24 protein-coding genes are annotated in these 19,816 nt (G+C 69.9%); 13 read left to right on the forward strand and 11 right to left on the reverse strand.

The window, feature by feature from the left end; translation table 11 throughout:
* Positions 1–15: 15 nt before the first annotated feature.
* Complete coding sequence (locus NHL60_RS12540; protein ID WP_253443804.1) at positions 16–777, reverse strand: Nif3-like dinuclear metal center hexameric protein; 762 nt, start codon at positions 775–777, stop codon at positions 16–18.
* Positions 778–878: 101 nt separating this feature from the next.
* Between NHL60_RS12540 and NHL60_RS12545 the strand changes: the two genes are divergently transcribed.
* On the forward strand, positions 879–2,138 hold the full coding sequence (locus tag NHL60_RS12545) for a Do family serine endopeptidase (protein WP_253443806.1): 1,260 nt from the start codon (positions 879–881) through the stop codon (positions 2,136–2,138).
* A gap of 116 nt (positions 2,139–2,254) precedes the next feature.
* Here the strand turns inward: NHL60_RS12545 and hisD are convergent, their stop codons facing one another.
* The 9 genes from hisD to NHL60_RS12590 form a co-directional block, all read right to left on the reverse strand.
* Positions 2,255–3,574 (reverse strand): histidinol dehydrogenase, encoded by a 1,320-nt coding sequence (gene hisD, locus NHL60_RS12550; protein ID WP_253443808.1) that lies wholly within the window; start codon positions 3,572–3,574, stop codon positions 2,255–2,257.
* A 108-nt stretch (positions 3,575–3,682) separates the two neighbouring features.
* On the reverse strand, positions 3,683–4,336 hold the full coding sequence (hisG, locus tag NHL60_RS12555) for an ATP phosphoribosyltransferase (protein ID WP_253443811.1): 654 nt from the start codon (positions 4,334–4,336) through the stop codon (positions 3,683–3,685).
* A 28-nt stretch (positions 4,337–4,364) separates the two neighbouring features.
* Positions 4,365–5,627 carry a UDP-N-acetylglucosamine 1-carboxyvinyltransferase gene (gene murA, locus NHL60_RS12560; RefSeq protein WP_253443814.1) on the reverse strand — a complete coding sequence of 421 codons (1,263 nt, stop codon included), beginning with the start codon at positions 5,625–5,627 and terminating at the stop codon, positions 4,365–4,367.
* A 12-nt stretch (positions 5,628–5,639) separates the two neighbouring features.
* Entirely contained in the window at positions 5,640–5,894 is a 255-nt protein-coding gene (locus NHL60_RS12565) for a BolA family protein (RefSeq protein WP_253443816.1), read from the reverse strand.
* A gap of 125 nt (positions 5,895–6,019) precedes the next feature.
* Positions 6,020–6,355, reverse strand: coding sequence for a lipid asymmetry maintenance protein MlaB (locus NHL60_RS12570; protein WP_253443818.1), 336 nt, complete (start codon positions 6,353–6,355; stop codon positions 6,020–6,022).
* A complete protein-coding gene (locus NHL60_RS12575) occupies positions 6,352–7,005 on the reverse strand; it encodes a phospholipid-binding protein MlaC (protein WP_253443820.1) in 654 nt (217 codons plus the stop codon). Before NHL60_RS12575 ends, NHL60_RS12570 begins: the two co-directional genes overlap by 4 nt.
* Before the next feature lie 50 nt (positions 7,006–7,055).
* Positions 7,056–7,520, reverse strand: coding sequence for an outer membrane lipid asymmetry maintenance protein MlaD (mlaD, locus tag NHL60_RS12580; RefSeq protein WP_253443822.1), 465 nt, complete (start codon positions 7,518–7,520; stop codon positions 7,056–7,058).
* 55 nt (positions 7,521–7,575) lie between these two features.
* Positions 7,576–8,358, reverse strand: a complete 783-nt coding sequence (mlaE, locus tag NHL60_RS12585) for a lipid asymmetry maintenance ABC transporter permease subunit MlaE (RefSeq protein ID WP_253443824.1) — start codon at positions 8,356–8,358, stop codon at positions 7,576–7,578.
* Positions 8,355–9,167, reverse strand: a complete 813-nt coding sequence (locus NHL60_RS12590; protein WP_253443826.1) for an ABC transporter ATP-binding protein — start codon at positions 9,165–9,167, stop codon at positions 8,355–8,357. Before NHL60_RS12590 ends, mlaE begins: the two co-directional genes overlap by 4 nt.
* 141 nt (positions 9,168–9,308) lie before the next feature.
* Here NHL60_RS12590 and NHL60_RS12595 point away from each other — a divergent pair, with 141 nt between their 5' ends.
* The 11 genes from NHL60_RS12595 to NHL60_RS12645 all read left to right on the forward strand — a co-directional run bounded on the left by NHL60_RS12595 (position 9,309) and on the right by NHL60_RS12645 (position 17,626).
* A complete protein-coding gene (locus NHL60_RS12595) occupies positions 9,309–10,265 on the forward strand; it encodes a calcium/sodium antiporter (RefSeq protein WP_253443828.1) in 957 nt (318 codons plus the stop codon).
* A 32-nt stretch (positions 10,266–10,297) separates the two neighbouring features.
* Complete coding sequence (locus NHL60_RS12600) at positions 10,298–11,293, forward strand: SIS domain-containing protein (protein WP_253443830.1); 996 nt, start codon at positions 10,298–10,300, stop codon at positions 11,291–11,293.
* A gap of 26 nt (positions 11,294–11,319) precedes the next feature.
* Positions 11,320–11,877, forward strand: a complete 558-nt coding sequence (locus NHL60_RS12605) for an HAD family hydrolase (RefSeq protein ID WP_253443832.1) — start codon at positions 11,320–11,322, stop codon at positions 11,875–11,877.
* Between the two features lie 4 nt (positions 11,878–11,881).
* Positions 11,882–12,466 carry an LPS export ABC transporter periplasmic protein LptC gene (gene lptC / locus NHL60_RS12610; protein ID WP_253443834.1) on the forward strand — a complete coding sequence of 195 codons (585 nt, stop codon included), beginning with the start codon at positions 11,882–11,884 and terminating at the stop codon, positions 12,464–12,466.
* On the forward strand, positions 12,463–12,969 hold the full coding sequence (gene lptA, locus NHL60_RS12615; RefSeq protein ID WP_253443836.1) for a lipopolysaccharide transport periplasmic protein LptA: 507 nt from the start codon (positions 12,463–12,465) through the stop codon (positions 12,967–12,969). The genes lptC and lptA overlap by 4 nt, the downstream gene beginning before the upstream one ends.
* Positions 12,970–12,978: 9 nt before the next feature.
* Positions 12,979–13,704 carry an LPS export ABC transporter ATP-binding protein gene (gene lptB / locus NHL60_RS12620; protein ID WP_253443838.1) on the forward strand — a complete coding sequence of 242 codons (726 nt, stop codon included), beginning with the start codon at positions 12,979–12,981 and terminating at the stop codon, positions 13,702–13,704.
* A gap of 171 nt (positions 13,705–13,875) precedes the next feature.
* Positions 13,876–15,288, forward strand: a complete 1,413-nt coding sequence (locus NHL60_RS12625; protein ID WP_253443840.1) for an RNA polymerase factor sigma-54 — start codon at positions 13,876–13,878, stop codon at positions 15,286–15,288.
* Between the two features lie 334 nt (positions 15,289–15,622).
* Positions 15,623–15,931, forward strand: a complete 309-nt coding sequence (gene raiA, locus NHL60_RS12630) for a ribosome-associated translation inhibitor RaiA (RefSeq protein ID WP_253443842.1) — start codon at positions 15,623–15,625, stop codon at positions 15,929–15,931.
* Between the two features lie 7 nt (positions 15,932–15,938).
* Complete coding sequence (gene ptsN, locus NHL60_RS12635) at positions 15,939–16,403, forward strand: PTS IIA-like nitrogen regulatory protein PtsN (protein ID WP_253443844.1); 465 nt, start codon at positions 15,939–15,941, stop codon at positions 16,401–16,403.
* 45 nt (positions 16,404–16,448) lie between these two features.
* Positions 16,449–17,354 (forward strand): RNase adapter RapZ, encoded by a 906-nt coding sequence (rapZ, locus tag NHL60_RS12640; protein WP_253443846.1) that lies wholly within the window; start codon positions 16,449–16,451, stop codon positions 17,352–17,354.
* Positions 17,355–17,356: 2 nt separating this feature from the next.
* Positions 17,357–17,626 carry an HPr family phosphocarrier protein gene (locus tag NHL60_RS12645; RefSeq protein WP_253443848.1) on the forward strand — a complete coding sequence of 90 codons (270 nt, stop codon included), beginning with the start codon at positions 17,357–17,359 and terminating at the stop codon, positions 17,624–17,626.
* A gap of 178 nt (positions 17,627–17,804) precedes the next feature.
* Here NHL60_RS12645 and pmbA read toward each other — a convergent pair whose 3' ends face one another.
* Positions 17,805–19,145 (reverse strand): metalloprotease PmbA, encoded by a 1,341-nt coding sequence (gene pmbA / locus NHL60_RS12650; RefSeq protein WP_253443850.1) that lies wholly within the window; start codon positions 19,143–19,145, stop codon positions 17,805–17,807.
* Positions 19,146–19,258: 113 nt separating this feature from the next.
* Between pmbA and yjgA the strand changes: the two genes are divergently transcribed.
* On the forward strand, positions 19,259–19,798 hold the full coding sequence (yjgA, locus tag NHL60_RS12655; protein ID WP_253443852.1) for a ribosome biogenesis factor YjgA: 540 nt from the start codon (positions 19,259–19,261) through the stop codon (positions 19,796–19,798).
* The last annotated feature ends 18 nt before the right edge of the window (positions 19,799–19,816 follow it).

Here is a 19,816-nt window from a genome sequence, read left to right on the forward strand (position 1 = left end):
CCCACCGCCCCGGCCTCAGGCCGGGTTGTCGATATCCACGAAGCGGTGCTCGATATCGAACCGCCCGGCCAGCCACTCCCCCAGCGCCTGGACGCCGTAGCGCTCGGTGGCATGGTGCCCCGCCGCCAGGTAGTGAATGCCGAGCTCCCGGGCCAGGTGAGTGGTACGCTCGGAGATCTCCCCGGAGATGAAGGCGTCGGCGCCGGCCTCCCAGGCCGCGGTGATCATGTCCTGGGCGCCCCCGGTACACCAGGCCACCCGCCGAATCTCGCCGCCGCCGGGCGCCTCCACCAGCAGAGGCTCCCGTGACAGCCGCTCGCCGACGCGCTCGGCCAGCTGCGCCGGCGTCAGCCCCTCGGAGGGCGCCCCCAGCCACAGCAGCCCCTGGCCGAGCTCGCCGTCGGCACAGCCTTCCACCGTCAGGCCCAGGCGCCGCCCCAGCTCGGCGTTGTTGCCGAGGGTGGCGTGGGCATCCAGGGGCAGGTGGTAGGCCAGCAGGTTGATCTCTCGCGCCAGCAGGGTCTGGATCCGCCGGCGCTTCATGCCGGTGATGGCGACCGGCTCGTTCTTCCAGAAGTAGCCGTGGTGCACCAGCACCAGGTCGGCCTCCCAGGCCACGGCCTCGTCGAGCAGCGCCTGGCAGGCGGTCACCCCGCTCAGCACCCGGCGCACCCGATCGCGCCCCTCCACCTGCAGGCCGTTGATCGTGTAGTCCCGGAAGCCCTCGGCGACGAGCTCGCGGTCACAGGCCTCTACCAGCGCATCGCGATGGATCATGGGCATCTCCCTCCGTGAAGCGGTTGAGAATGTTACAATCGGGCCATTGTACTGGCGGCCCCCCCTTTCCCGCGACCGCCCCCACAAGGACGCCTACCCGCATGTTTCGCCACCTGCGCTCGCTGACGCCCTACCTGCTGCCCACTATCATCGGCGTGCTGCTGGCCGTTGTGCTGCTCAACACCTTCCCTCAGCTCACCGGACGCCAGGCCGACCCGGCGCCGCCTCCCCCGCCCGCCGGCCCGACCGTCGGCGGCCAGCCCGCCCTGCCGATCTCTCCCCAGGTGGAGGCACCCAAGGAAGCTGGCCCGCGCCCCGCTCCCGAGGTGCGCCAGGCCGCCCCCCTCAGCCGCGAGCAGGGGCCGGTGAGCTACGCCGAGGCGGTGGAGAAGGCCGCCCCGGCCGTGGTCAACATCTACTCCTCCCGGGTCGTCGAGCGCGACCAGCACCCGCTGATGTCGGATCCCTTCTTCCGCCAGTTCTTCGGCGACGAGGTCCCGGCCCGGCAGCGCATGCTGTCGAGCCTGGGGTCGGGGGTCATCGTCAGCGAGGATGGCTATGTGCTGACCAACCACCACGTGATCGGCGGCGCCGACCAGATCCAGGTGGCCCTGCGCGATGGTCGCGAGACCCTCGCCGAGGTGATCGGCACCGACCCGGAGAGCGACCTCGCCGTGCTGCGCATCGACCTCGAGGCGCTGCCGGTGATCGAGCTGGCGGACTCCACCGAGGTGGCCATCGGCGACGTCTCCCTGGCCATCGGCAACCCCTTCGGCGTCGGCCAGACCGTCACCATGGGCATCATCAGCGCCACCGGCCGCAGCCACCTGGGCCTCAACGCCTACGAGGACTTCATTCAGACCGACGCGGCCATCAACCCCGGCAACTCCGGCGGCGCCCTGGTCAATGCCGAAGGGGCCCTGGTGGGCATCAACACCGCCATCTTCTCCCGCTCGGGGGGCTCCCAGGGCATCGGCTTCGCCATTCCCGCCAACCTGGCGCGCAATATCCTCGAGGAGCTGGTGACCCAGGGCCGGGTGATCCGCGGCTGGCTCGGCGTGGAGGCCCAGGAGCTCAACCCGGAGCTGGCCGCTTCCTTCGGCCTGCAGGCCCCCCGCGGCGTGATCATCGCCGGCGTGGTCCCCGGCGGCCCCGCCGACCAGGCCGGCCTCCAGCCCGGCGACGTCCTGCTGGCCGTGGGTCAGCGCCCGGTACTCGACGCGCGCATGACCATGGCCGATATCGCGGCGGTGGCGCCCGGCGAGTCGCTGCGCCTGACCCTGGTTCGCGGCGGCGAGACCCTCGAGATCACCCTGGAAGTGGGCGAGCGCCCGGCCCCGGAGCTGCGTCGGCCGGAGTAGCCTGCCCCCTCCCCACCTGCCAACGCAATGGCCCCGCCGGTCGGCGGGGCCATTGCGTTGTGGGCATCACGCTGGGAGCCTCGCGTCCGCTCGTCCCGGACCTACTCCTTCCGGGCCTACTCCTTGATGCGGTACTCGGCGCTGCGGGCGTGGGCGGTGAGCGACTCGCCGCGGGCCAGCGTTGATGCCACCTTGCCGAGCTCGGAGGCCCCCTCGGGCGAGCAGTGGATGATCGAGGAGCGCTTCTGGAAGTCGTAGACCCCGAGCGGCGAGGAGAAGCGCGCCGTGCCGGAGGTGGGCAGCACGTGGTTGGGGCCGGCGCAGTAGTCGCCCAGGGCCTCGGCGGTGTAGCGGCCCATGAAGATGGCCCCGGCGTGGCGGATCTCGGGCAGCCACCCCTCGGGGTTGGCCACCGAGAGCTCCAGGTGCTCCGGGGCGATGCGGTTGATCAGCGCCGCCGCCTCCTCGCGGCCGGCGCACTGGATCAGGGCGCCGCGCCGGGCCAGGGACTCGCGCACGATGCCTTCCCGCTCCAGCGTCGGCAGCAGGCGGTCGATGGCGGCCTCGACGGCGTCGAGATGCTCGGCGTCCCAGCTCACCAGGATCGCCTGGGCGTCCTCGTCGTGCTCGGCCTGGGAGAAGAGGTCCATGGCCAGCCACTCCGGGTCGGTACCGCCGTCGGAGACCACCAGGATCTCCGAGGGACCGGCGATCATGTCGATGCCGACCTGGCCGAACACCGCCCGCTTGGCCGTCGCCACATAGATATTGCCGGGGCCGACGATCTTGTCGACCCTGGGCACCGTCTCGGTACCATAGGCCAGGGCCGCCACCGCCTGGGCGCCGCCCACGGTAAAGACCCGGTCCACGCCGGCCAGGTGGGCCGCGGCCAGCACCAGCTCGTTGAGCACCCCGTCCGGGGTCGGCACCACCATGATGATCTCCCGCACCCCGGCCACGTGGGCGGGAATGGCGTTCATCAGCACCGAGGAGGGATAGGCGGCCTTGCCCCCGGGAACGTAGATGCCGGCGCGATCCAGCGCCGTGACCTGCTGACCCAGCACGGTGCCGTCGGCCTCGGCGTAGTGCCAGGACTCCGGCCGCTGGCGCTCGTGGTAGAGGCGAATGCGCTCGGCGGCGCTGGCCAGCGCCTCGCGCTGCTCGGCGGGCAGGCCATCAAAGGCCTGGCGCAGCCGCGGCGCGGTCACCGTCAGCTCCTCCATGCCGGTCGCCGAGAGGCGGTCGAAGCGGTTGCTGGCCTCGACCAGGGCAGCGTCGCCCCGGGTGCGCACGGCCTGGAGGATCTCGTCCACGCGCTGCTGCACCTGGGCGTCGGAGACGCCCTCCCAGGCCAGCAGGGTCGAGAGGCGCGTGTCGAAGTCGGCATCGCGGGTGGTGAGTCGAGCAATGCCGGAGGAAACGGGGGAATCGGTCATGAGGGCATCCATCACAGAAGATCCGTAAGACTGTGCCGCGCCATGGGGCCGCGAACAAGCCGCGGGCCCCTATGGCACCAAGAGCGAGCCGCTATCGGCGAGCCCGCCTCAGGCCGAGGCGGGCTCGCGCCGCGCCGCTACCGCCGCCTCGAGGCGCTCGAGCAGCGGCTTGATACGGGCATGCTTCATGGTCATGGCGGCCTTGTTGACCACCAGCCGGGTGGAGACCTCCGCGATCAGCTCTCGGGGCTCCATGCCGTTGGCACGCAGGGTATTGCCGGTGTCGACGATGTCGACGATCTCGTCGGCCAGGTTCATCAGCGGGGCCAGCTCCATGGCGCCGTAGAGCTTGATCACCTCGGCCTGGATGCCCTGCTCGGCATACCAGCGCCGCGCCACCCCGACAAACTTGGTGGCGACCCGGCGTCGCGCTCGGGCCGGCTCGGCGCCGGTGATCCCCGCGGTCATCAGCTTGCAGCGGGCGATCTCCAGGTCCAGGGGCTCATAGAGCCCCTCGGCGCCGTGCTCCAGCAGCACATCCTTGCCGGCCACGCCGAGATCCGCCGCACCCAGCTGCACATAGGTGGGCACGTCGGTGGCGCGAATCACCACCAGCTTGACGTCCGGCAGGTTGGTGTCGAACAAGAGCTTGCGGCTCTTGCCGAGATCCTCCGCCGGGGTGATGCCGGCATCGGCCAGCAGCGGCAGCGTCTCGTCGAGTATGCGGCCCTTGGAGAGGGCCAGGATCAGTTGTTTGCTCATGCTCTCGCCTTGGTCAGGGGGTGCCGGTTCAGCCCGGCACGCGACGGATCTGCGCGCCCAGCAGCTGCAGCTTCTCCTCGATGCACTCGTAGCCGCGATCGATATGGTAGATGCGATCGACCCGGGTCTCGCCCTCCGCCATCATCGCCGCGATGACCAGCGACGCCGAGGCCCGCAGGTCGGTGGCCATCACCGGCGCTCCGGAGAGGCGCTCGACCCCCTCGATCACCGCGGTATTGCCCTCCAGGGCGATCCTGGCGCCCATGCGATTGAGCTCCTGGACGTGCATGAAGCGGTTCTCGAAGATGGTCTCCACCACCCTGGAGGTGCCATCGGCCACGGCGTTCATGGCCACGAACTGCGCCTGCATGTCGGTGGGAAAGGCCGGATAGGGAGCGGTGCGGATATTCACCGGCCGCGGGCGCCTGCCGTGCATGTCGAGCTCGATCCAGTCCTCGCCGGTGGTGATCTCGGCGCCGGCCTCTTCCAGCTTGGCCAGCACCGCCTCGAGGATATCGGCGCGGGTGCGGCGCACCTTGACCCGCCCTCGGGAGAGCGCCGCCGCCACCAGGAAGGTGCCGGTCTCGATGCGGTCGGGCATGACGTCGTGGTAGGCGCCATGGAGGCGCTCGACGCCCTCGATGACGATGGTGTCGCTGCCGTGGCCGCGGATCTTCGCCCCCATCTTGATCAGACACTCGGCCAGGTCGACCACCTCCGGCTCCCGGGCGGCATTCTCCAGCACCGTGGTGCCCTCCGCCAGGGTGGCCGCCATCAGCAGGTTCTCGGTGCCGGTGACGGTGACGGTGTCGAAGAAGATGGTGGCGCCCTTGAGGCGACCCTCGACCCGGGCCCGGATATAGCCGCCCTCGACGCGAATCTCCGCCCCCATGGCCTCCAGCCCGCGCAGGTGCAGGTCCACCGGGCGCGAGCCGATGGCGCAGCCGCCGGGCAGGGAGACATCGGCATGGCCGAAGTGGGCCAGCAGCGGCCCCAGCACCAGGATGGAGGCACGCATCTTCTTGACCAGCTCGTAGGGAGCGTCGCAGTGCGTCACCTGGGCGCCATCGAGCTGGATGGACATCTTCTCGCCCATCACCGGCTCGACGCCGAGATGGCCGAGCAGCTCCAGGGTGGTGGTGATGTCCTGAAGGTGCGGCAGGTTGCCGATGGTCACCGGCTCGTCGCCCAGCAGGGTGGCACAGAGGATCGGCAGGGCAGCGTTCTTGGCACCGCTGGCCCACACCTCACCGTCAACCGGCCCGTTGCCGGTGATGATCAACTTGTCCATGGGGGCTCGTTATCAGGCGCCGGCGTTCTCCGGCGCGCTTTCCCACTGCGCCGGGGTGTAGGTCTTGATGCTCACCGCATGCAGGGCGCCGCTGGCGATCTCCTCGGAGAGGGCGCCGTAGATCAGCTGCTGGCGCTTGACCGGGGAGAGCCCCTCGAAGGTCTCGCCCACGGCTACCACCTGGAAGTTGCAGCCTTCGCCCTGGATATGGAACTCGCAGCCCTCGATGCGGGACTCGAGCAGCGCCTTGACGTCGCTGGGGTGCATGATGCGGCACTCCTATGATGCTGAAAACGGTGAGGCCACCGGGCGCGGCGCGGCCGATGGCACGAAACGGGGATGTCCCATGGTAATGAAAAGCGCCGCGCTTGGCGATGCCGACGGCGGCCGGCTCAGGCGGCGGCGCCCGCCAGGGGCAGCAGCCGCTCCAGGCCGGCCAGGTCGGTGAGCCGACGCAACGCCGGCGAGAGGCGCACGGCCTCGAGCGTCAGGCCGGCGGCCCGGACCGCCCGGGCCCACTCCAGCAGCACGCTGAGCGCCGCGCTGCTGACGTCGGCCACCCCGGTGAGGTCGAAGCTGACGGCGGTCTCCGCGGGCTGACCGGCAAGCCAGCCGCGGCCCGCCTCGGCCAGGGCGGTGGCCACCTCGAAGCCCACCTGCCCCTCGACTCTCAGGACGCTGCCGCTGGCCTCCAGGCTGACCCCGCCGCGCTCGAGCAGCCGCGTCATGCGCTGCCGCCCTCCTCCAGCTCCTCGACGGCCAGCTCCGGCGCCCAGTTGTTGATCACGGCGTCATAGTCGCGCCCCTGGTCGCGCATGGCCTGGTCGAACTGGTTGCGGAAGGTCAGGCCAAGGTTGATGCCGTTGACAATGACGTTGACCACCCGCCACTCGTTGCCGGAGAGGCGCAGGGAGTAGCTGACCGGATAGACCTGGCCATTGGTGGCGACCACCTCCATGTCGACGCTGGCCTGGTCCTCGTGGCGCTGGGGGCGCTGATTGTCCAGGACGCGCAGCTCTCGGTAGTCGAAGGTGACCAGCCCCCTGGTGTAGGTGTCGATCAGGGTCTGACGGAAGGTGTCGGCGAAGCGCGAGCGCTGCTGGGGCGTGGCGTTCTGGAAGTAGCGCCCCATGACGCTGGCGCCGATGTAGCGGAAGTCGGCGATATCGTCGAGGCTGTCGTCCACCAGCGCCTTGAGCTCGTCGAGGTTCTCGGCGAAGTAGTCGCGACGCCCCTCGATCTCGCCGGTCAGGGTCTCGACGCTGTGGCGGATCACCTGCTCCGGGGTGCGCTCGGGCGCAGCACTGGCCGGCAGGGCCAGCAGCGCCAGCAGCAGGCCGAGCAGCAGCGAGCGGAGCGGATGGGTCGGGGTGTTCATGGAAGGCGCCTCCTTGAAAGGGCGTGACGGAAAGCGATGCCGCGTCGGCATCAGTCGCTGATCATGTTGGACAGGAACTGCTGGATGAGTTCTTCCAGCACCACCGCCGACTGGGTATCGCGGATGGTATCGCCGCCGGCGAGGGTCTCGGGGTCGCCCCCCACGGTGAGGCCGATATACTGCTCGCCGAGCAGCCCCGCGGTGAGGATCGCCGCGGTGGTGTCCCGGGAGAGCTTGCCCTCCAGGTCGCCGTCGAGCTCCAGGATCACCCGGGCATCGTACCAGTCGGTATCCAGCTCGATGGCCGAGACCCGCCCCACGGTGACGCCGGCCATGGTGACCCGGGCCCGGGGCTTGAGGCCGCCGATATTGGCAAAGTTGGCCTCCAGGCGGAAGGTATCCCCCGGCGCCTGGAAGGTCAGACCGCTGACCCTCAGGCCGAGGAACACCAGGCCGAGGATGCCGGCGAGCATGAACAGCCCCACCCCCAGCTCCATCATCTTGCTGCGCTTCATCGTTTATCTCCGAACATCAAGGCTTGCGGGGCGTCTCGTCCTGTCGGGGACCCGGTCAGGAGAGGCCACCGAACATCATCGCGGTCAGCACGAAATCGAGGCCGAGCACCGCCAGGGAGGAGTAGACCACGGTGCGCGTGGTGGCCCGGGAGATCCCCTCCGAGGTGGGCACCAGGTCGTAGCCCTGGAACACCGCGATCCAGGTCACCACCACCGCAAACACCAGGCTCTTGAGCATGCCGTTGCCGATATCGCCGATGAAATCGACGCTGGCCTGCATGTTGCCCCAGTAGGAGCCCTCGAAGACGCCGAGCCACTCCACTCCCACCAGGTAGCCGCCGTAGACCCCCACCACGCTGAAGCCGATGGTCAAGAGCGGCAGGGCCACGAAGCCGGCCCAGAGCCGCGGCGCCACCACCCGCCGCAGCGGGTCGACGCCGATCATCTCCATGCTGGTGAGCTGCTCGGTGGCCTTCATCAGGCCGATCTCGGCGGTCAGCGCCGAGCCCGCGCGGCCGGCGAAGAGCAGCGCCGCCACCACCGGCGCCAGCTCGCGCAGCAGCGACAGCGCCACCATCTGGCCCAGCGCCTGTTCGGCGCCGAAGTCCACCAGGATGGTGTAGCCCTGCAGCGCCAGCACCATGCCGATGAAGAGGCCCGAGACCAGCACGATGGCCAGCGACAGCACGCCCACGAAGTGCATCTGGCGCAGCCACAGGTGCCAGCCCTCGCGGCTCGGCACCCCGACCGCCGACTGGGCCATGAAGATGCCGGCCCGCCCCAGGGCCTCGAGCAGCTCGCAGCCACGGCGCCCCAGGTGCGTGATGCGTGAGATCATCGTCCGCCTCCCGCATTGAGGATATCGGTGGTGAAGTCCACCGCCGGATAGTGGAAGGGCACCGGGCCGTCGGGCTCGCCGTGGACGAACTGGCTCACCCGGGGGTCCTGGTCCAGGTCGAGGCTCTGCGGCGTGCCGTGGGCCATCACCTCGCCGTCGGCGATCACGTAGACGTAGTCGGCGATGGTCAGGGTCTCCTTGATATCGTGGGAGACCACGATGGAGGTGAGCCCCAGCGCCTCGTTGAGCCGCTTGATCAGCTGCACCAGCACCCCCATGGAGATGGGGTCCTGGCCGACGAAGGGCTCGTCATAGAGGATCAGTTCCGGGTCCAGGGCCATGGCACGGGCCAGGGCGACCCGACGGGCCATGCCGCCGGAGAGCTCCGAGGGCATCAGGTCGCGAGCCCCGCGCAGCCCCACCGCCTCGAGTTTCATCAGTACCAGGTCGCGAATCATCGCCTCGGGCAGGTCGGTGTGCACGCGCAGCGGGAAGGCGACGTTCTCGAAGACGCTGAGATCCGAGAAGAGCGCGCCGCTCTGGAACAGCATGCCCATGCGCCGGCGCATGGTAAACAGCGCCCGGCGCGACTGGCGATGCACGTCCTCGCCGTCGATCAGCACCCGGCCGGCGTCGGGCACGAGCTGCCCGCCGATCAGCTTGAGCAGCGTGGTCTTGCCGGTGCCGCTGGGCCCCATGATGGCGGTGATCCTGCCTCGCTGGATGGTGAGATCGACGCCGCGGAAGATCTCCTTGTCGCCCCTCGAGAAATGCAGGCCCTCCACCACCACGAAGGGAGTGTCACTCATCGGCTTGTCAACCCTCTTCAGCGTGGAGAGAAAAATTATCGAACATCGTATCCTAACTGCCCCGGGACACGCCACTCGCCTTGCACTGGACGGGGCCAGCGCGTTTAATGCGCCTCCTCGCCCCACGACCAAGGACACCCCATGCTGCTACCGCTGATCGCCGTGCTGCTGGGACTGGCGGCGCTGCTGTGGAGCGCCGAGCGCTTCGTGGGCGCCGCCGCGGCCACCGCCCACCGGGCCGGCATGAGCACCCTGCTGGTGGGCATGACGGTGGTGGCGCTGGGCACCTCGGCGCCGGAGATGGTGGTCTCCACGGTGGCCGCCCTGGACGGCATTCCCGACCTGGCCACCGGCAACGCCCTGGGCTCCAATATCGCCAATATCGGCCTGGTGCTGGGCGTCACCGCCCTGGTGGTACCGATCCCCGTCCGCTTTTCCCTGGTGCGCCGGGAGCTGCCGCTGCTGCTGGGCGCCACGGGCCTGGCCGGCTATGCCCTGGCCAACGGCATTCTCGGCCGCTTCGACGCCCTCTTCCTGCTGCTGCTGCTGGTCTTCAGCCTCTGGTGGCTGTTTCGCGCCGACACTCCGGACGCGCCGGACGCCAGCGCCGGCGAGATCCCCGACATGGCGCTGCCCCGGGCGCTGGCCTGGCTCGCCGCCACTCTGCTGGTGCTGGCCGTGGGCTCCCGCAGCGTGGTGTGGGGCGCCAGCGAGCTGGCCCGGGGCCTGGGCGTCAGCGAGCTGGTGATCGGGCTGACCGTGGTGGCCATCGGCACCAGCCTGCCGGAGCTCGCCGCCTGCGTGGCCAGCGCCCTCAAGCGCCACCACGACATCGCCATCGGCAACGTGATCGGCTCCAACCTCTTCAACCTGCTCGCCGTGCTGCCGATCCCCGGCCTGCTGGCCCCCGGCCCCAGCGACCCCGCCGCCGCCGCCCGCGATTACCCGGTCATGCTGCTGCTGACCCTGGCCCTGGGGATGCTGCTGCTCTGGCAGCGCCGCGGCCGCATCGGCCGCCTTCACGGCGCCCTGCTGGCGGCCAGCTATCTGGGCTACCTGGCCTGGGTCGGCCTGGCCAGCCTCGGCGCCGCCCCTTGAGTGAACCCGCACAACAGGCAACAATCACCGCCATGACTCAGGATACCTCTGCGGCCACCGAGCCCTCCCCGCTGCGCGACAGCGCCCGGCGCACCCTGCAGATCGAACAGCAGGCCGTCGCCGCCTTGATCACCCGACTCGACGCCGGCTTCGACCGCGCCTGCCAGCTGATCCTCGCCTGCCGCGGCCGGGTGGTGGTCACCGGCATGGGCAAGTCCGGCCATATCGGCGGCAAGATCGCCGCCACCCTGGCCAGCACCGGCACCCCGGCCTTCTTCGTGCATCCCGGCGAGGCCAGCCATGGCGACCTGGGGATGATCACCCCGGGGGACGTGGTGCTGGCGCTCTCCAACTCCGGCGAGACCGCCGAGGTGACCGCCCTGCTGCCGCTGATCAAGCGCATGGGCGTGCCCCTGATCAGCATGACCGGCCGCCCCGCCTCGACCCTGGCCCGACACGCCGAGGCCCACCTCGACGCCGGCGTGGAACGCGAGGCCTGCCCCCTGGACCTGGCGCCCACCGCCTCCACCACCGCCGCCCTGGCTCTGGGCGACGCCCTGTCGGTGGCGCTGCTGGAGTCGCGCGGCTTTACCGCCGAGGAGTTCGCCCTCTCCCACCCCGGCGGCAGCCTCGGCAAGCGCCTGCTGCTGCGCGTCCGGGACCTGATGCACGAGGGCGCACGGCTGCCCACCGTCCCCCTGGGCAGCCCGCTGCGGGATGCCCTGCTGGAGATCACCCGCCAGGGACTCGGCTTCACCTGCGTGGTGGCGCCGGACGGCCGCCTCGCCGGTGTCTACACCGACGGCGACCTGCGCCGCACCCTGGACCAGCACAGCGACCTCTCCGGCCTCGTCGTCGACGAGGTCATGACCGCTCCCGGCCGGCGGGTTCCCCCCGATATGCTCGCCGCCCAGGCGGTCAAGCTGATGGAGGAGCACCGTATCTCCGCCCTGGCGGTGGTCGACGACGAGGGACGTCCGGTGGGCGCCCTGCACATGCACGACCTGCTCTCGAGCGGCGTGGTCTGATTCACCCCTACCCAACCGGAGTTCCCATGCCCCACACCCTACCGCTGAAAGACACCCACCTCGTCGACCGCCTGCGCCGCATCCGCCTGCTGGCCCTGGACGTGGACGGCGTGCTGACCGACGGCCAGCTCTACTTCCAGGCCGACGGCATCGAGATCAAGGCCTTCAACGTCCAGGACGGCCACGGCCTCAAGCTGCTCAAGCGCGCCGGCATCCAGGTGGCGCTGATCACCGGCCGCGACTCTCCCACGGTCAGCCGCCGCGCGGCGGCACTGGGCATCCAGCACGTCTTCCAGGGGGTGGAGCGCAAGCTGCCGGTGCTCCGCGACCTCTGCGCCCGCCTGGGCCTGGAGTTCGACCAGGTGGCCTACTGCGGCGACGACATGCCCGACGTGGGCGCCATCCGCCGCGCCGGCGTCGGCATCAGCGTGCCCAACGCCCCGGAGTACATCCAGAAGCACGCCGACTGGGTCACCGTGAAGGGCGGCGGCCAGGGCGCCGCCCGCGAGATCGCCGACACCCTGCTCAAGGCCCAGGGCCACTGGGACGCGGTGATCGACACCTACCTGCACGGAGCCGGCTGAGCCCATGGCGCTGCCGCGGCCGTCGTTCCGAGTCTGGCTCTTCCTGCTGCTGCTGGCCCTGGGCGGCGTGCTGGTACTGCTCGATTCGCGCAGCGCCCGGGAGCCCGGCACCGTGCCCCGGGACGCCGCCGGCGAGCCCGACTTCTACCTGGAGGGGGCGCGGCTGACCCGCTTCGACGGCGAGGGGCGCGCCCACCAGCGCCTCGACACCCCGCGCCTGGTGCATACGCCCCACGACGACGTCACCCGTCTCGAGACGCCGGATGCCCGCCTCTACGACCGTGCCGGGCGGGTCTGGCTCGCCGAGGCTGAGAGCGGCGTACTCGGCCCTGGCGGCAACCTCCTGACCCTCAGCGGCAGCGCTCGTCTTTACGCCCCCGAGGAGCGCTGGCAGCTCGACACCGAGGTGCTTCACTACGATGCCGAGCGCGGCCACGCCTGGAGCGACACCGCGGCCCTGCTCCGGCAGCCGCCCCAGCGCATGAGCGGGGAGCGCTTCGACGCCTGGCTCCATGACAATCAGGCCCGCCTGACCGACAATGTGCGCGGCCACCATCCGCCCGAGACCCGAGAGGACTCCCCGCCATGAAGCGAACCTCCGCCCTGCTGCTCTGCCTGCTGCTGCCCCTGGTCAGCGCCCCGACCCTGGCCCAGGGCCGCGACGCCGAGGCCCCCATCGAGGTGGAGGCCGACCAGCTCGACCTGGACGACCGCGCCGGCACCGCCGTCTATACCGGCGACGTGGACATCCGCCAGGGCAGCATGCGCCTGACCGGCGACCGGGTGGAGATCCAGCGCAACGCCCAGGGCCAGCTCTCCCGCGCCATCGCTACCGGCGAGCGCGCCTACCTCGAGCAGCAGCCCGATCCCGCAGAGCCCGTGGTGCGAGGCTGGGGCCGCACCATCATCTACCACGTGGCCGAGCGGCGCATGGAGCTGATCGACCGCGCCGAGCTGCACCAGGGCGGCGACACCTTCGACGGCGGCTACCTGGAGTACTTCCTCGACCGCCGCGTGGTCCAGGCCCGCAGCGAAGGCGAGGGCGTCGAAGGGCGCCAGCGCATCCGCATGACCCTCCAGCCCGAGCAGTAAGGCCCGCCCATGAAGACGCTTCACGCCCGTCACCTGGCCAAGAGCTACAAGCGGCGCCGAGTCGTGCAGGACATCAGCCTGTCGATCAGGCAGGGCAGCATCGTCGGGCTGCTCGGCCCCAACGGCGCCGGCAAGACCACCTCCTTCTACATGATCGTGGGGCTGGTGCGCGCCGACGCCGGCGAGGTGGCCATCGGCGAGCTGGACCTGTCCCGTGCCGCCATGCACGAGCGCGCCCGAGCCGGGATCGGCTATCTGCCCCAGGAGGCGTCGATCTTTCGCAAGCTTTCCGTGGCCGACAACATCATGGCGATCCTCGAGACCCGCAAGGATCTCGACCGCGAGGGGCGCCGCGCCCGCCTTGAGGAGCTCCTCGAGGAGTTCCACGTGACCCATATCCGCGACAACCTCGGCATGAGCCTCTCCGGCGGCGAGCGCCGCCGGGTGGAGATCGCCCGCGCCCTGGCCACGGAGCCCGCCTTCATCCTGCTCGATGAGCCCTTCGCCGGGGTCGACCCGATCTCGGTGGGGGAGATCAAGAGCGTCATCCGCCAGCTCAAGGCCCGCGACATCGGCGTGCTGATCACCGACCACAACGTCCGCGAGACCCTCGACATCTGCGACACCGCCTATATCGTCGGCGACGGCCAGATCATCGCCGAGGGCAACGCCGAGGCGATCCTGGCCAACCAGCGGGTACGCGATGTCTACCTGGGCCAGGACTTCCGGCTCTAGCCACTCGCCGCTTACCTACACAGCCTGCTGATATACCAGACGTTCTTGCCTGGCGGCATGACAATTGCGCCTGGCACGAAAGTTGCAGACGCCGACAAGGAAAGGCGCTTGCATCACCCATCGCCGCCGGCTAGGGTGAAGGCTTTCCACACCCGAGGGACTCGTTAGACCATGGCCATGAAAGCCTCCCTCCAGCTGCGCGTCGGCACCCAGCTGACCATGACGCCTCAGCTGCAGCAGGCCATCGCCCTGCTGCAGCTCTCCACCCTGGACCTGCGCCAGGAGATCCAGCAGGCGCTGGAAGCCAACCCCATGCTGGAGCTCGACGAGGGCTTCGGCGAACAGGCGGTCAGCGAGGCCCCCGAAGCGGAGTGGGCCAGCGAGATCCCCGACCAGCTGGCCACCGACAGCGACTGGTCGGACACCTACCAGGACTTCAGCGCCCCCGCCTCCGGCGGCGAAGGGCCAGATTTCGAACGCGAGGCCGCCGGCCAGAGCCTGCAGGGCCACCTCAGCTGGCAGCTGGCCATGACCGACCTCACGCCTCGGGAGCAGCAGATCGCCGAGAGCCTGATCGACGCGGTGGATGACGCCGGCTACCTGGCCCAGTCCCTGGAGGAGATCCGCGACGGCCTGCGGGACCAGGGTCTCGAGGGACTGCGCAGCGCCGAGGTGGAGCAGGTACTGCTGCGCCTGCAGCAGTTCGAGCCTACCGGGGTCTTTGCCCGGGAGCTGCGCGAGTGCCTGCTGCTGCAGCTGGCCGCGCTGCCCGACGACACCCCCCTGCTACCCCAGGCACGCCGGCTGGTGCGCCAGTTCCTCGAGGCGCTGGCCGGCGGCGACCGCCGCCTGCTCAAGCGACGCCTCGGCCTCGACGACGACACCCTGGACGCGGCCATCGCCCTGGTCCGCTCCCTGGACCCCCGCCCCGGCAGCGCCTTCGCCGGCACCACCAGCGACTACGTCACTCCCGACCTGGTGGCGCGCCACGACAGCCACGGCTGGCACGTGGAGCTCAACCCCGAGGCACTGCCCCGACTGCGCATTCAGCCCGACTACGCCGCCCTGGTCCGCCGCGCGGACAAGAGCCAGGACAACCAGTTCCTCAAGGACCATCTCCAGGAGGCGCGCTGGCTGATGAAGAGCCTCTCAAGCCGCAACGACACTCTGCTCAGGGTGGGGCGCGAGATCATGGCCCGCCAGCTGGACTTTCTCGAGCAGGGCGAGGAGGCGATGAAGCCGCTGATCCTGGCCGATATCGCCCAGGCCGTGGAGATGCACGAGTCCACCATCTCCCGGGTCACCACCCAGAAGTACATCCATACCCCCAGGGGCGTCTTCGAGCTCAAGTACTTCTTCTCCAGCCAGGTGGGCGGCGGCGAGGGAGACGCCCACTCCAGCACCGCCATCCGCGCCCGCATCCGCAAGCTGATCCAGGAAGAGACGCCGCGCAAGCCGCTCTCCGACAGCAAGCTGGTGGCCCTGCTCGACGAGGCCGGCATCCAGGTGGCCAGAAGGACGGTGGCCAAGTACCGCGAAGCCATGGGCATTCCGGCCTCCAGCGAGCGCAAGCGGCTCAGGTAATGCAGGACCGTGGCGCTCTCAAGGGTCAGCCGCGACGCCATGGGCATTCCGGCCTCCAGCGAGCGCAAGCGGCTCAGGTAATGCAGGACCGTGGCGCTCTCAAGGGTCGGCCGCGACGCCATGGGCATTCCGGCCTCCAGCGAGCGCAAGCGACTGCTCTGAGCCCCATTTCCCAGCATGCCCCATCCGCACGATCCGGGCATCGTCTCCCGGGCACGAGCGAAGGTCGCGATGACCTGCATCACGCCAGCGCGCGGCGTCTCCGCCACAGGGGGTATGCAAGGCAGGAAAAAGGGTTACAATCGAACCACAACCAACGAGCAAGGAGCGTGTCATGCAAGTCAATATCACCGGCCATCATGTGGAACTGACCGACGCCCTGCGTGGCTATGTGAACGAGAAACTGGCACGCGTGGAGCGCCACTACGACAACATCACCAACGTGCAGGTGACCCTGTCCGTGGAGAAGGAGCGCCAGCTCGCCGCCTGCACCCTGCACGCCGCCGGTGCCGACCTGCACGCCGAGGCCCAGGACGGCGACATGTACGCCGCCATCGACGCCCTGGCCGACAAGCTGGACCGTCAGCTGGTCAAGCACAAGGAGAAGGCACAGGCCCGCGCCCAGGGCGCCGGCGCTCGCTGATCCGACCATGTCACTGGAAGCCATCCTGCCCCCGGAGCGCACCCTGTTCGGCGTGCCCGGGGGCAGCAAGAAAAGGGTGCTGGAGTTCTTCAGCACCTTCATCGCCCAGAACACCCCGAGCCTCGACAGCCAGGAGGTCTTCAGCCGGCTGATCGGGCGCGAGCGTCTGGGCAGTACCGGCATCGGCAACGGGGTAGCCATCCCCCACGCCAGAAGCCCCCACTGCAAGGGCCCCATCGCCGGTTTCCTGAAGCTGGCCGAGCCCGTGGACTTCGACGCCATCGACGGCGAACCGGTGGACCTGGTGTTCGTGCTGCTGGTGCCCGAAGAGGCCGATGACGCCCACCTGGCGCTGCTGGCCCAGGTGGCCGGCGTGATGAACGACGCCGAGACACGCACCGCCCTGCGCCGCAGTGAAAGCCAGCGTGAACTGCACGAACGGCTGCTCGAAGCGATCCGACGACAGGCGTGACCACATTCCGGGCCACCCGGCCAGTTTGACGACCAGGAGACCCCCATGCAGCTCGTGATCATCAGCGGCCGCTCCGGTTCAGGCAAGTCGATCGCGCTGCAGGCCCTGGAGGACCTGGGCTACTACGCCATCGACAACCTTCCGGCCATGCTGCTCGGCTCCCTGGTCGATGAGCTGGGCAGCTCGGAATCCCCGCGCTCCTCCATCGCCGTCAGCATCGATGCCCGCAACCTGCCCCAGGCCCTGGAGAGCTTCCCGGCCCAGCTGCAGGCGCTGCTGGCCCGCGGCATCGCCTGCCAGGTGATCTACCTCACCGCCGATGCCCGCATCCTGATCGAACGCTACTCCGCCACCCGACGCCGCCACCCGCTGACCCGGGAGAGCGACATGACCCTGGCCGAGGCCATCGACAGCGAGGAGCTGGCGCTCGCGGAGATCCGCGACCTGGCCGACCTGGTGATCGACACCTCGCGCCTCTCGGTGCACGAGCTGCGTCGGCGCATCGGCGATCAGGTAGCGCGCCACCAGCCCGACCAGCTCACCCTCACCATCGAGTCCTTCGGCTTCAAGCGCGGCGTGCCCCTGGATGCCGACCTGGTGTTCGACGCCCGCTGCCTGCCCAACCCCTACTGGGACCCGCAGCTGCGTGCCGCCACCGGCCGCGACGCCGAGGTGGTCGAGTTCCTCGAGGCCTACCCCTTGGTGGAGGCGATGCATGCCGATATCCAGGCCTGGGTGGAGCGCTGGCTGCCCGCCTACAAGGCCAGCCACCGCAGCTACCTGACGGTGGCCGTCGGCTGCACGGGGGGCCAGCACCGCTCGGTCTACCTGGCCGAGCGGCTCGCCGCCGGCCTGGCCGCCACCCACCCCCTGGTGCGCCTGCGCCACCGCGAGCTGGGCATCCATGACGCCCTGCCCCCTCCCGACGACACCTCTCATCAAGGAAGTTGAGCGTGCCGCAACGCAAGCTGACCCTCACCAACAAGCGCGGCCTGCACGCCCGCGCCGCCACCAAGCTAGTCCAGTGCTGCCAACCCTTCCAGGCCCGCGTCAGCGTGGCCAACGGCGCCCTCCAGGGGGACGCCGCCAACATCATGTCGCTGCTGATGCTCGCCGCCCCCTGCGGCACCGAGCTGACGGTGAGCGCCGAGGGCGAGGACGCCGAAGCGGCCCTCGCTGCCATAGAGGCGCTGTTCGAGGCCCGCTTCGACGAGGATGAATGAAAGCCGTAAGCCGTAAGCCGTAAGCCGTAAGCCGTAAGCCGTAAGCCGTAAGCCGTAAGCCGTAAGCCGTAAGCCGTAAGCCGTAAGCCGTAAGCCAGGATCTTCCCCGCCGGCTCACGGCACGCGGTTTTTCTTACAGCTTAACGCTGATGGCTTACAGCTCCGGGCGCAGCCCGGCCTAGCCGCCGGCCACGGTCATCTCGCCGATCAGCCAGCTGCCGGTGTGGATGCTGCCCCGGGTGTCGGTATCGCTGCCGATGCCGGAAAGCCCCTTGAACATCGCCTCCAGGTTGCCAGCAATGGTGAACTCCTCCACCGGGTGCCGGATCTCGCCGTTCTCCACCCAGAAGCCCGCCGCCCCCCGGGAGTAGTCCCCGGTCACGGCGTTGACCCCCTGGCCCATCAGCTCGGTAACCAGCACCCCGCGCCCCATACGAGCGAGCAGCTCCTCCCGGCTGGCCAGCGGCGCCTCGATGCGCAGGTTGCGGGCACCGCCGGCGTTGCCGGTGGTCTGCATCCCCAGGCGCCGCGCGCTGTAGGCGGAGAGCATATAGCTGGCCAGGCGGCCATTCTCGATGAAGACGTTGTCCCGGGTCTGGACGCCGTCGCCGTCGAAGGGAGAGCTCGCCATGGCACCCACCTCCATGGGTCGCTCCTGGAGGCTGAACCACTCGGGGAAGAGCGGCTCGCCCAGGCGGTCGCAGAGAAAGGAGGCCTGGCGATAGAGGGCCCCCCCGGCGATGGCCCCCATCAGCGAGCCGACCAGCCCCGACGCCAGGGTTGGGTCGAAGAGCACCGGCATCCGCCCCGTGGCCGGACGGCGGGCGCCCAGACGGCGCAGGGTGCGCTCGGCGGCGCTCTCGCCGACCTTCTCGGGGGCCAGCAGGTCCCGCGGGTTGCGCGCGGAGGTGTAGTCGTAATCCCGCTGCATGCCGCCCTCGTCGCCGGCGATCAGCATGCAGGAGAGCGAATGACGGCTGCCGCGCTGGCTGCCCAGGAAGCCGTGGCTGTTGGCGTAGACCCGCACCCCCTCGCCGCTGGAGAGAGAGGCGCCGTCGGAGCTACGGATGCCGGGGCGCTGGCGGCCGGCGGACTCGCAGGCCAGCGCCAGCTCGATGGCCTCCTCGGTGGAGAGCGGCCAGGGGTGGTGAACATCGAGGTCGGGCAGCTCGGTGGCCATCAGCTCGGCATCGGCGAGCCCCGCGGCCGGATCCTCACCGGTGTGGCGGGCGATGGCGATGGCCTTCTCCACCACGGCGCGGATCGACGCCTCGCCGGCGTCGGTGGAGGAGGCGCTGCCCTTGCGGCTGCCCAGGTAGACGGTCACGGCGATGCCCTGATCCCGGGATAGCTCCACCGTCTCCACCTCCCCCTCGCGGACGCTGACGCCGACGCCCTGGTCGACGCTGGCGCCCACCTCGCAGGCGTCGGCGCCGAGCCGGCGAGCCAGCTCCAGGGCCATCTGGGCACGGGTCTCCAGCAGGGCCTGCTGGGCGGCGGCATCGAATGCCTGTGTCATGGGTCTCTCCTCGTCATCCGGCGCGCGGCCGGCCGTTCGTGATATCGCACTCAAGCCCGCCGCGGCGGGCTGGTATACTGTTCGAATTATTCGCCTTCAATCATGGATGCAGCATGTCCCAGGACTCCCCCCGCGAGCTGCTCGACCAGCTCATTGCCCAGACCGGCGACGACGACGAACGGCCCAGCAAGTCGCAGCTCAAGCGCGAGATGCACGCCCTCCAGACCCTCGGCGAGGCGATCATCGCCATGACCCCGGCCGAACGCGCCCGCTTCCCCCTCTCCGACGACATGCTGGCCGCCGTGGAGGAGACCGCCCGGGTCCGCTCCCACGAGGGGCGCCGGCGCCATATGCAGTACGTGGGCAAGGTGATGCGCCGAGAGAACCTGGAGGCGATCAAGGCCGTCTACGACGAGATCGAGCAGGAGAAGCTGCGCCGCGACCACGCCTTTCATCGCCTGGAGGCCTGGCGCGACCGCCTGCTCGACGAGGGCGACAGCGCCGTGGAGGCCTTTATCGCCGACTACCCCGACGTCGACCGCCAGGCGCTGCGCCAGCTGATCCGCAACGCCCAGCGCGAGCGCGACAAGGGCAAGCCCCCGGCCAGCGCCCGCAAGCTCTTCAAGCTGATCCGCGATACTGCCGGCATGTAGGAGCCCGACTTGTCGGGC

This window comes from Halomonas sp. Y3, from assembly GCF_024137965.1.
Classification (GTDB): Bacteria; Pseudomonadota; Gammaproteobacteria; order Pseudomonadales; family Halomonadaceae; genus Halomonas; species Halomonas mongoliensis.